At 70.4% G+C, this 11,248-nt stretch carries 7 protein-coding genes; 2 read left to right on the forward strand and 5 right to left on the reverse strand.

Features of this window, described 5'->3' with window-relative positions; genetic code table 11:
- Nucleotides 1–3 precede the first annotated feature (3 nt).
- The 5 genes from ABB22_RS15695 to cysD all read right to left on the reverse strand — a co-directional run bounded on the left by ABB22_RS15695 (nucleotide 4) and on the right by cysD (nucleotide 7,953).
- Nucleotides 4–558: a GNAT family N-acetyltransferase gene (locus ABB22_RS15695; protein WP_057505343.1), complete on the reverse strand. Its 555-nt coding sequence runs from the start codon at nucleotides 556–558 to the stop codon at nucleotides 4–6.
- Nucleotides 551–3,676: an efflux RND transporter permease subunit gene (locus tag ABB22_RS15700; protein ID WP_057505344.1), complete on the reverse strand. Its 3,126-nt coding sequence runs from the start codon at nucleotides 3,674–3,676 to the stop codon at nucleotides 551–553. The genes ABB22_RS15695 and ABB22_RS15700 overlap by 8 nt, the downstream gene beginning before the upstream one ends.
- A complete protein-coding gene (locus tag ABB22_RS15705; protein ID WP_055771485.1) occupies nucleotides 3,673–4,761 on the reverse strand; it encodes an efflux RND transporter periplasmic adaptor subunit in 1,089 nt (362 codons plus the stop codon). The genes ABB22_RS15700 and ABB22_RS15705 overlap by 4 nt, the downstream gene beginning before the upstream one ends.
- 373 nt (nucleotides 4,762–5,134) lie before the next feature.
- Entirely contained in the window at nucleotides 5,135–7,015 is a 1,881-nt protein-coding gene (gene cysN / locus ABB22_RS15710) for a sulfate adenylyltransferase subunit CysN (protein WP_055771488.1), read from the reverse strand.
- The gene (gene cysD / locus ABB22_RS15715) at nucleotides 7,015–7,953 is read right to left on the reverse strand and encodes a sulfate adenylyltransferase subunit CysD (RefSeq protein WP_425477813.1); all 939 of its coding nucleotides are present in this window, start codon (nucleotides 7,951–7,953) and stop codon (nucleotides 7,015–7,017) included. Before cysD ends, cysN begins: the two co-directional genes overlap by 1 nt.
- Before the next feature lie 177 nt (nucleotides 7,954–8,130).
- Between cysD and ABB22_RS15720 the strand changes: the two genes are divergently transcribed.
- Both ABB22_RS15720 and ABB22_RS15725 read left to right on the forward strand, forming a co-directional pair.
- Complete coding sequence (locus ABB22_RS15720; protein WP_055771495.1) at nucleotides 8,131–9,975, forward strand: assimilatory sulfite reductase (NADPH) flavoprotein subunit; 1,845 nt, start codon at nucleotides 8,131–8,133, stop codon at nucleotides 9,973–9,975.
- 66 nt (nucleotides 9,976–10,041) lie between these two features.
- A partial coding sequence (locus tag ABB22_RS15725; RefSeq protein WP_057505345.1) for an NADPH-dependent assimilatory sulfite reductase hemoprotein subunit occupies nucleotides 10,042–11,248 on the forward strand: 1,207 nt, incomplete at its 3' end.

Here is an 11,248-nt window from a genome sequence, read left to right on the forward strand (position 1 = left end):
ACGTCAGGGGGTATAGCCGCCGGTTGTGGGCCGGGGCCACGCCCGCAGGCGGGAGAAGCAGCGCAGGTCGTGCAGCATGCCGTCCTTGAGCACGGCCTGGCGTTCCAGGCCCTCCTCGGTGAAGCCGTTGCTGAGCAGCACCCGCGCCGAGGCGGGATTGCCGGTCATGACCTGCGCCGCCAGCCGGTACAGGCCCAGTTCGTCCATCACCCAGGGCGCGAAGGCGGCCACGACCCGGGTCATGATCCCCTGCCCCCAGTGGCGCCGGCCCAGCCAATAGCCGAGCGTCGCGCCGTGGCGGCGCTCGCCGCTGCCGGGCTGCACGCCGATGCCGCCGCAGGCCTCACCGTCGATCTCCAAGGCGAACACCGGCGCGGACAGATCCACCACCTGCCCGGACAGGAACGCCTCGCCGTCGGCGCGGGTGTAGGGATGCGGGAAGCGCGTGCTCAGCCCGCGCGAGACGTCCGCATCGTCGGCATGCCGCAGCAGCGGCGCCAGGTCTTCCGGCCGCCACCGCCGCAGTTGCACGCCCGCGGCGGCCGGCGGTTCACGCATGCCCACCCACCGACGGCGTCTGGCTCTCCTGCCTGGCCAGTTCGTTGGCCACCGTTTCCGGCGACTGCGTATACGGTGCCAGCAGCGCGTAGAACGCCGGCACCACGAACAGCGACAGGAAGGTGGAGACGGCGACGCCGAAGATCACCACGACGCCGATGGTACCGCGGCTGGCCGAACCCGGGCCGCCGGCCAGCACCAGCGGCACCGCGCCGACCACGGTGGCGATGGAGGTCATCAGGATCGGGCGCAGACGCACCGTCGAGGCCTCGACGATGGCCTGGTGCACGTTGCGGCCCTCGTCGCGCAGCTGGTTGGCGAACTCCACGATCAGGATGCCGTTCTTGGCCGCCAGACCGACCAGCATGACGATGCCGATCTGGCTGAACAGATTGAGCGTGCCGCCGCTGAGGTAGAGGCCGACGAAGGCGCCGAGCACGCCCAGCGGCACCGTGAGCATGATCACCAGCGGGTGGATGAAGCTCTCGAACTGCGCGGCCAGCACCAGGTAGACCACCAGCAGGGCCATGGCGAAGGTCAGCAGCACCGCGCTGCCGGCGCTCTGGTACTCGCGCGACTCGCCCTTCCAGTCGATCTGCGCGTACTCGGGCAGCTCCTCGCGCGCGACCTGCTGCACCCAGGCGATGGTCTCGCCCAGCGTGTGGCCGGGCGCGACGCTGGCGCTGATGGTGATCGAGCGCAGCCGGTTGAAGCGGTTCAGGGTGCCGGCCTCGGCCACTTCGCTGAGGCTGACCAGGTTGGACAGCGGCACCAGTTCGCCCGAGCGCGCGCGCACCTGGATCGCCGCCAGGTCGGCCGGCGAGGTGCGGCCCTCGCGCCCGGCCTGCACCAGCACGTCGTATTCCTCGCCGTTGTCGACGAAGGTGGTGACGCGGCGCGAGCCCATCATCGTTTCCAGCGCGCGGCCGATGTCGGTCACGCTCACGCCCAGGTCGGCGGCGCGCTGGCGATCGATGTTCACCCGCATCTGCGGGCGGGTTTCCTTGTAGTCCGAATCGGCGCCAACCAGGCCCGGATAATCGGCCATGCGCGCCAGCAGGCGGTCGCGCCACTGCGCGATCTCCGCGTATTCCGGTCCGCCCAGCACCACCTGGAACGGCTGCCCGAAGCTGCGCACCAGGCCGCCGCCGACCTGGGTGCGCACGCGCACGCCGCTCAGGCCGTTGAGCTCCTTCTGCAGCGCGTTGGCGACATCGGTGGTGGCCTCGCGGCGCTCGCGCCACGGCTGCAGGAACACGCTGATGCGGCCGGTGTGCATTTCCTCGTTATTGCCCCAGCCGCCGGGCACGCGCGGGTTGGCGCGCACGATGGGCTCCTTCGGGCCGACGAAGCGGCCGACGATGCGCTCGACCTGCTGCACCTGGCCGACGGTGTAGTCGAAGCCGGCGCCTTCCGGGCCGTCGATCATGATCTGGAACGAGCCGCGGTCCTCGGCCGGCGCAAGTTCCGAGGGCAGCATCCGGAACAGGCCCCAGCTCGCGCCCAGCGCGGCCAGCATCACCAGGCCGAACATCCAGCTGCGCTGCACATGACGGTCCAGCACGCGGCCGTAAGCCGCCGCCACGCGCGCCAGCTGGCGATTGATGAAGCCATTGATGCGGTTGGTCTTCTGCTCGCTGTGCGGCTTGAGCAGCTTGGAGGCCATCATCGGCGTCAGGGTCAGTGCGACGAAGGCCGACAGCGCCACCGCCGCGGCCAGCGCCACCGCCAGCTCGCGGAACAACCGGCCGGTATTGCCTTCGAGGAAACCGACCGGCAGGAACACCGCCACCAGCACCGCGGTGGTGGCGATCACCGCGAACGCCACCTGCGCGGTGCCGCGCCGCGCGGCCACCAGCGGCGGTTCGCCCAGGTCGATGCGGCGCTGCACGTTCTCCACCACCACGATGGCGTCGTCCACCACCAGGCCGATGCACAGCACCAGCGCCAGCAGGGTGAACAGGTTGATCGAGAAGCCGAAGGCGAACAGCGCGATGAACGCCGCCACCAGGCACACCGGTACCGTCACCGCCGGGATCAGCGCCGCGCGCAGGCTGCCCAGGAACAGCCAGATCACCACCAGCACCAGCAGCATCGCCTCCACCAGGGTGGCGTAGACGCGCTCCACCGCCGCCTCGATGAAGGTGGTGTTGTCGAAGGCGACGAAGATATGGGTGCCGGCCGGCAGCGTTTTGGCGATGCGCTCGGCCTCGGCGCGGGTGGCCCGGGCCACGTCCAGCGCGTTGGCGGTGGAGGTCTTGACGATGCCCATGCCGATGCCGGGCTCGCCGTTGCTGCGGTAATAGGCGCGGCGCTCGGCCGAGGCCAGCTCCACCTTGGCCACGTCGCCCAGCCGTACCACGTAGCCGTCGTTGCCCTTGCCCAGCGGGATGCTGGCGAAGTCGGCCGGCGCCACGTAGCTGCGCTCCACGCGCAGGGTGAAGTCGCGGTCGGCCGATTCGATGCGTCCGGCCGGCAGCTCCACGTTCTCGTTGCGCAGCGCGGTTTCCACCTCGCCCACGGTCAGCCCGCGCGCGGCCAGCTGGTCGCGGTCCAGCCAGATGCGCATGGCGTAGCGCTGGCGGCCGCCGATCATCACCCGCGCGACGCCGTCGATGCTGGAGAAGCGGTCGACCACGTAGCGTTCGGCGTAGTCGCTGAGCTCCAGCGTGTCCATCGCCGAGGAGCTCATGTTGAACCAGATGATCGGATCGGCGTCGCTCTCGACCTTGGCCACTTCCGGCGGGCGCGCCTCCTCGGGCATGCGGTCGGCGACGCGGCTGACCGCGTCGCGCACGTCGTTGGCGGCGGCCTCGATGTCGCGGTTGGCGGTGAACTCGATGCTCACCGAGGCGCGGCCGTTGGTGCTGCGCGCATTGATGGTGTCGATGCCCTCGATGCCGGCCAGCGCGTCTTCCAGCACCTGGGTGATGCGGCTCTCGATCACCGCCGCCGAGGCGCCGGTGTAATCGACCGAGACCGAAACGATGGGCGGGTCGATCGCCGGCAGTTCGCGCAGGGTCAGGCGGTTGAAGGACATCAGCCCGAGCACCACCAGCAGCAGGCTCATCACCACGGCCAGCACCGGCCGCTTGATGGAGAGGTCCGACAGCTTCATCCGGCCGCGGCCTCGGCGGCCGGCGCGGCCTCGGCAGCCGGCGCGGCCTTGGCATCTTCGATGCGCAGGCCCGGGCGCAGCTTGCCGGTGCCGTCCACGACGATGCGCTGCCCGGCCTCCAGCCCCTGCACGATCTCGACCACGCCGGAGCGGCGGGTGCCGGTCTTGACGTCGACGCGCTCGACGGTGGCGTCGTCCTTGACCCGGAACACATAGGAATCGCGGCCGACCTGCACCACCGCGATCTCAGGGATCACCAGCGCCTGCCGCTCGGGGCGGAACACGCGCACGTCCAGCAGCATGCCCGGGCGCAGGGCATGGTCGGGATTGGGGAAATCGGCGCGCACGGTGACCGCGCGGCTGCCCGGATCCACCCGCGCATCGACCGTGCTGACCTCGCCGTCGAAGCCGCGCCCCGGGTAGGCGATGCTGCTGCCGCTGACCTTGTCGCCGGGCTTGAGCGAGGCCAGCTCGGCTTCCGGCACCTGGAAATCGACATGCATGCGCGAGATGTCGTCCAGCGTGGCGATGACCGTGGTCGGGGTGACCAGCGAGCCGGGGCTGACCTGGCGGATGCCGAGCACGCCGGCGAACGGCGCCCGCACCTGGCGGTCGGACACGTCCGCGCGCATCTGCCGCACCCGCGCTTCGGCAGCATCGCGGATCGACTTCTGCGTATCCAGGGTGGAGCTGGCGACCAGCTGCTGGGTGGCCAGTTCGCTCTGCCGCCGGTAAAGCCGGTCGGCCTCGTCGAAGGTGGCCTGGGCCTGGGCCAGCGCGGCCTGCTGGGCGTCGATGCGCAGGGTCACCAGCGGCGTGCCGGCGGCCACTTCCTGGCCGCTGCGGAAATGCACCGCGTCGATGATCTCGCTGACCTTGGCGGTGACGGTCACCGACTCCCGCGCCTTGGCGGTGCCGATCGCCTGCAGGGTGTCGTTCCAGGTCGAATGCGCGACCACCTGGGTGGTGACCGGCACGGCGCCACCCTGCGCGCGCGGAGCGTCGCCGGCCCCGCGCCCACAGGCGGCCAGTGCCAGCGCCAAGACAGAGCCACCGGCTACGGTGGCGGCAAAACGCCCCAACATACGCAATCCCGTCAGATACACGATCGGGCAGTCTAGCCGGCGCGGATGACAGTCCGGATGTGCCATTGGGTGGGGCTGCAGTGCAAACAAACCGCAAGCTGCCATTGCCGGGCGTTATGGCGAAGGCTGCGCCGGGCCGGCGGGCGGCGGAACAAGCCAGCCGGCGCTGCCCGATTCCGTTCTCCCTGCCGGGAAGCTGCCGCGCAGGGCGGATGTGGGCCAGGGCGGAGCCCCGTGGAGCCGGACCGCGCAGCGTTGTCCGCCCGCCCCCGCTACTCCGCGGCCCGCGCCAACGGCGCGGGCACCCATCTGACCGCGCACCCTGCCACGCAGGCAGCGCGGCGCAGCCCCGGACAGGGCTAGGCGCGATACCTCAGCGCAGCGCCAGCCGCACCACCTGGTCGGCCATCGCATCCAGCGCCTCGCCGTCGGCATACAGGTGCAGCTCCGGCGCTTCCGGCCGCTCGTAGGGCGAGTCGATGCCGGTGAAGTTGGGGATCTGCCCGGCCCGCGCCTTGCGGTACAGGCCCTTCACGTCGCGCGACTCGGCGACCTCCAGCGGCACGTCGACGAAGATCTCGACGAACTCGCCCTCGGCGAAGCGCTCGCGGGCCATCTGCCGCTCGGCGCGGAATGGCGAGATGAAGCTGACCAGCACGACCAGGCCGGCATCGACCATGAGTTTCGCCACCTCGGCCACGCGGCGGATGTTCTCCACCCGGTCCTCGTCGGTGAAGCCCAGGTCGCGGTTCAGGCCGTGGCGGACGTTGTCGCCGTCGAGCAGGAAGGTGTGGCAGCCGCGCGCATGCAGGCGCTTTTCCACCTGGTTGGCGATCGTGGACTTGCCGGCGCCGGACAGGCCGGTGAACCACAGCACCTTGGGCGTCTGCCCCTTGATCCGCGCGCGCGCGGCCTTGTCCACGTCCAGGTGCTGCCAGTGCACGTTGCCGGCGCGGCGCAGGGCGAAATCCAGGGTGCCGGCGGCGACGGTGGCGTTGCTCTGGCGGTCGATCAGGATGAAGCCGCCCAGCGCGCGATTGCGGGCATAGGGCTCGAAGGCGATCGGCTCGTCCAGCGACAGGTTGCAGTAGCCGACCTCGTTCAGCTCCAGCCGTTTGGCCGCCAGCTTGTCCTGCGTGTTCACGTCGATGCGGTGCTTGATCTCGCTGATGCTGGCGGCCACGGTGCGGCTGCCGATCTGCAGCCAGTACGGGCGGCCGGGCAGCAGCGCGGCATCGTCCATCCACAGCACGTGCGCGGCGAACTGGTCGGCCACTTCCGGCGGGTCGCCGGCGGCGGCGATGACGTCGCCGCGGCTGACGTCGATCTCGTCGGCCAGGGTCAGGGTCACCGCCTGCCCGGCGGCAGCGGCATCCAGCGGACCGTCCGGGCCCAGCACCTCGCGCACCGTGGAACGGCGTGCCGAGGGCAGCACCACCACCGCGTCGCCGGCGGACACGCGGCCAGCGGCGATGGTGCCGGCGAAACCGCGGAAATCCTGGTTGGGCCGGTTGACCCACTGCACCGGCAGGCGCAGGCCGCTGTCGGCGTCGTGGCCGCTGATCGCCACCGTGTCCAGGTGCTCGAGCAGGCTGGGGCCGGCGTACCACGGCATCAGCGCCGAGCGCGCGGACAGGTTCTGCCCTTCCAGCGCCGACAGCGGGATGGCCTGCACGTTGGCGATGCCCAGCTGCGCGGCCAGCGTGCGGTACTCGCCGGCAATACGCTCGAACACGGCCTGGTCGTAATCGACCAGGTCCATCTTGTTGACCGCCAGCACCACCTGGCCGATGCCGAGCAGCGAGATGATGTAGCTGTGGCGGCGGGTCTGCTGCAGCAGGCCCTTGCGCGCGTCCACCAGCACCACCGCCAGGTCGGCGGTGGAGGCGCCGGTGGCCATGTTGCGGGTGTACTGCTCATGGCCCGGGCAGTCGGCGACGATGTATTTGCGGCGGTCCGTATCGAAGTAGCGGTAGGCCACGTCGATGGTGATGCCCTGCTCGCGCTCGGCGGCCAGGCCGTCCAGCAGCAGCGCGTAGTCGATGCGCTCGCCCTGGGTGCCGTGGCGGCGGCTGTCGGCCTCCAGCGCGGCCAGCTGGTCGTCGAACAGGCGCTTGCTCTCGTACAGCAGGCGCCCGATCAGGGTGCTCTTGCCGTCGTCGACGCTGCCGCAGGTGATGAAGCGCAGCAGCGGCTTGGACTCGTGCTGCTGCAGGTAGGCCGAGATATCGGAAGAAGTGGCGACCGCGTTCATCAGAAATAGCCCTCCAGCTTCTTCTTCTCCATCGAGGCGGACTGGTCGTGGTCGATCAGCCGGCCCTGCCGCTCGGAACTGGTGGACACCAGCATCTCGGCGATGATCTTCTCCAGCGTGTCGGCCTCGGACTCGATGGCGCCGGTCAGCGGGTAGCAGCCCAGCGTGCGGAAACGCACCCTGCGCAGCTGCGGCACTTCGCCCGGATGCAGCGGCAGGCGCTCGTCGTCGACCATGATCAGGCTGCCGTCGCGCTCCACGACCGGCCGCTCGGCGGCAAAGTACAGCGGCACCACCGGGATCTTCTCGCGGTAGATGTAGAGCCAGATGTCCAGTTCGGTCCAGTTGGACAGCGGGAACGCGCGCACGCTCTCGCCGGCATGGATGCGGGCGTTGTACAGGTTCCACAGCTCCGGGCGCTGGTTCTTGGGATCCCAGCGGTGGCGGTCGTTGCGGAACGAGAACACGCGTTCCTTGGCCCGCGACTTCTCCTCGTCGCGGCGCGCGCCGCCGATGGCCGCATCGAACTTCCACTTGTCCAGCGCCTGCTTCAGGCCCTGGGTCTTCATCACGTCGGTGTGCACGGATGCGCCGTGGCTCACCGGGCCGATGTCCTGGGCGATGCCGTCGGGATTGATGTGCACGCGCAGGTCCACGCCGGTCTCGGCGACGCGGCGGTCGCGGAAGGCGATCATCTCGCGGAACTTCCAGCGCGTGTCCACGTGCAGCAGCGGGATCGGCGGCACCCCGGGCGCGAACGCCTTGAGCAGCAGGTGCAGCAGCACCGAGCTGTCCTTGCCGACCGAATACAGCAGCACCGGGTTGGAGAAGCCGGCCGCGACCTCGCGCAGGATGTGGATGCTTTCGGCTTCCAGCCGGTCGAGGTGCGACAGGGGGGCGGTAACGGTCATTGCGGAGGATTCAGGAGCTGCACGTATAGGAACGGGAGAAGGGTAACAGCGCGGGCCGGTGGAGTCCCCGGCAGGGCAGCGAGTGTGCGGCCCGCCCGCCCCGCGCAGAAATAAACGCAGGGCATGAACCGATAACCGCCCATCCTTTCCCCCGCGCAGGGCGCCTCCCTAGCATCGGTCACCCCATCCCAGACCGGACAGGACATGACCGCCGCCGCTGCCACCGTGCCTCCCAGCCCCCTGCCCGACGACCGCAGGGTCCTGCTGACGCGTCTGGTGGACGGACTGGACGGCAACAGCCTGTGGTGGCTGTCCGGCTTCGCCGCCGGCCTGGCCCAGGGCCATCCGCCGCCGTCGCTGGCGGTGATCGCCGGCGGCCAGCCGGCCGCGCAGGCCTCGGGCCGGCTGACCATCGTCTACGGCAGCCAGACCGGCAACGCGCGCCGCGCCGCCGAACAGCTGGCCGGCGAGGCCGAAGCGGCCGGGCTGGCGGTACGCCTGGTCCGCGCCGACGCGTACCCCACCCGGGAGCTGGCCGGCGAGCGCCTGCTCTACATCGTCATCAGCACCCAGGGCGAAGGCGACCCGCCGGACGACGCCATCGGCCTGGTCGAGTTCATCGCCGGCAAGCGCGCACCCAAACTGCCCGAACTCAGGTACGCCGTGCTCGGCCTGGGCGATTCCAGCTACGCCGATTTCTGCGGCATCGGCCGCAGGCTGGACGCGCGCCTGGCCGAACTCGGCGCGCATCGCCTGCAGCCGGCAGGCGAGGCCGACCTGGACATCGAGAGCGTGGCGGCGCCGTGGCGCACCCGCGCGCTGGCCGATGCGCGCCGGACGCTCGGCGAAAGCGCCGCGCCGGCCGTCAACAACGTCACCCCGCTGCGCCAGGGACAGAGCGCGGCGCACAGCGCGCAGCATCCGTTCCATGCCGAACTGCTGGCGCGGCAGCGGGTCAGCGGCCGCGACTTCAAGGGCCCGGCCTATGGCCACTACGGGCGCAGCGACAAGCACGTGCATCACGTAGAACTTTCGCTGGAAGGCAGCGGCCTGCACTATGAGCCGGGCGACGCGCTGGGCATCGTCCATCGCAACCCGCCGCAACTGGTCGACGCCGTCCTCGCGGCCACCGGCCTGGACGGCGACACCGGCGTCAGCCACGACGGCCACACCCGCCCGCTGGCGCAGTGGCTGGGCGAACAGCGCGAACTGACCCGCCTCTCGCGCCCGCTGCTGGCAACCGTGGCCGAGCGCAGCGGCAACGCCGATCTGGCGGGCCTGCTGGAACCGGCGCGCGCCGGCGAACTGGCCGCCGTATTCGCCGACCATCAACTGGTCGACGTGCTGCACCGCTGGCCGGCGGACTGGGACGCCAGCGCGCTGGTCGCCACGCTGCGCCCGGCCGCACACCGCCTGTACTCGATCGCCTCCAGCCGCAAGCGGGTCGGCGACGAGGTCCACCTGACCGTGGACGAACTGGCCTACGACGCGCATGGCCGCGACCATGTCGGTGCCGCCAGCGCCTTCCTGGCGGCGCTGGAGGAAGGCGCGCAGGTGCCGGTGTTCGTCGAGCCAAACGAACGCTTCCGCGTGCCGGTCGATGCCAGCCGCGACATCATCATGATCGGCCCCGGCACCGGCGTGGCGCCGTTCCGCGGCTTCGTGCAGGAGCGTGCCGAGACCGGCGCCGCCGGACGCAACTGGCTGTTCTTCGGCGCCCGCCATTTCAACCGCGACTTCCTCTACCAGGTCGAGTGGCAGGACGCCCTGCAGCGCAAGGAACTGCATCGCCTCGACCTGGCCTTCTCCCGCGACCAGGCCGAAAAGATCTACGTGCAGCAGCGCCTGCGCGAACAGGGCCGCGACCTGTACGACTGGCTGCAGGGCGGCGCACACCTGTACGTGTGCGGCGCGATCGGCATGGGCAAGGACGTGCATGCCGCGCTGCTGGACATCGTCGCCGCACACAACGGCGGCGACGCCGAGGCCGCCGCCGGCTACCTGTCCGGCCTGCAACGCGATGGCCGCTACGCCCGCGACGTCTACTGACCCCTTCCGAATCCTCCGCAGGAGCGACGCACCTCGCTCCTGCATACAGCGCAGACACTCCCCGCCATGTCCCATCCTTCCGTAGAAAAGATCAAACTCGAAAGCCGGCGCCTGCGCGGCACCATCGTCGAGGGCCTGGGCGATGCCACCACCGGCTCGCTGAACTTCGAGGACCAGCGCACCATCAAGTTCCACGGCAGCTACCAGCAGGACGACCGCGACCTGCGCGACGAGCGCCGCCGGCAGAAGCTGGAACCCGCGCACCAGTTCATGATCCGCATCCGCGCGCCGGGCGGCGTGTTCACCCCGCAGCAGTGGCTCAAGCTCGACGGGATCGCCACCACTTACGCCAACCATTCGCTGCGCGTGACCACGCGCCAGACCTTCCAGTTCCACGGCGTGATCAAGCGCGAACTGAAGGCGACGATGCAGGCGATAAATTCCGCCGCGATGGATACCGTCTCGGCCTGCGGCGACGTCAACCGCAACGTGCTTGGCGCCAGCAACCCGCTGCAGTCGGCCCTGCACGCGCAGGTGCACGACTGGGCGCAGCAGCTGTCGCTGCGCTTCAAGCCGGCCACCCGCGCCTACTACGAGATCTGGCTGGACGAGGAGAAGGTGGCCGGGAGCGGCGCCGAGCACGAGCCGGTCTACGGCGACGCCTACCTGCCGCGCAAGTTCAAGATCGCCGTGGCGGTGCCGCCGTACAACGACGTGGACGTGTTCGCCAACGACCTGGGCCTGATCGCCATCGTCGACGACGCCGGCGAGCTCGCAGGCTTCAACGTGGCCATCGGCGGCGGCATGGGCGCCAGCCACGGCATCGCCGCGCACTACCCGCGCGTGGGCAATGTGATCGGCTTCGTCGCGCCGGAGCAGGTGTTCGCCATCGCCGAGGCGGCCATCACCGTGCAGCGCGACCTGGGCGACCGCGAGGAACGCAAGCACGCGCGTTTCAAGTACACCATCGACGACCACGGTTCGGACAGGATCGTGGCGATGATGGAGGAGCGCGCCGGCTTCCGGCTGCAGCCGGCGCGGCCGTTCCTGTTCGAGCACAACGGCGACCGCTTCGGCTGGGTCGAGGGCGAGGACGGCCTGTGGCATCTCACCCTGTCCCTGCCGTGCGGCCGCATCGCCGACACCCCGGGGCGCCCGCTGCTGACCGGCATGCGCGAGATCGCCAGGGTGCACCAGGGCGAGTTCCGCATGACCGCCAACCAGAACGTGATCGTCGCCGGCGTGCCCGCGGCGCAGCGCGCGCGCATCGACG

It is taken from the genome of Stenotrophomonas nitritireducens (assembly GCF_001431425.1).
GTDB lineage: Bacteria > Pseudomonadota > Gammaproteobacteria > Xanthomonadales > Xanthomonadaceae > Stenotrophomonas > Stenotrophomonas nitritireducens.

Excerpts from the sequence above, each read along its gene's own strand:
- cysN (WP_055771488.1), bottom strand. The coding sequence starts at position 7,015 with ATGAACGCGGTCGCCACTTCTTCCGATATCTCGGCCTACCTGCAGCAG.
- ABB22_RS15695 (WP_057505343.1), bottom strand. The coding sequence starts at position 558 with ATGCGTGAACCGCCGGCCGCCGCGGGCGTGCAACTGCGGCGGTGGCGG.
- ABB22_RS15705 (WP_055771485.1), bottom strand. The coding sequence starts at position 4,761 with ATGTTGGGGCGTTTTGCCGCCACCGTAGCCGGTGGCTCTGTCTTGGCG.
- ABB22_RS15720 (WP_055771495.1), top strand. The coding sequence starts at position 8,131 with ATGACCGCCGCCGCTGCCACCGTGCCTCCCAGCCCCCTGCCCGACGAC.
- ABB22_RS15700 (WP_057505344.1), bottom strand. The coding sequence starts at position 3,676 with ATGAAGCTGTCGGACCTCTCCATCAAGCGGCCGGTGCTGGCCGTGGTG.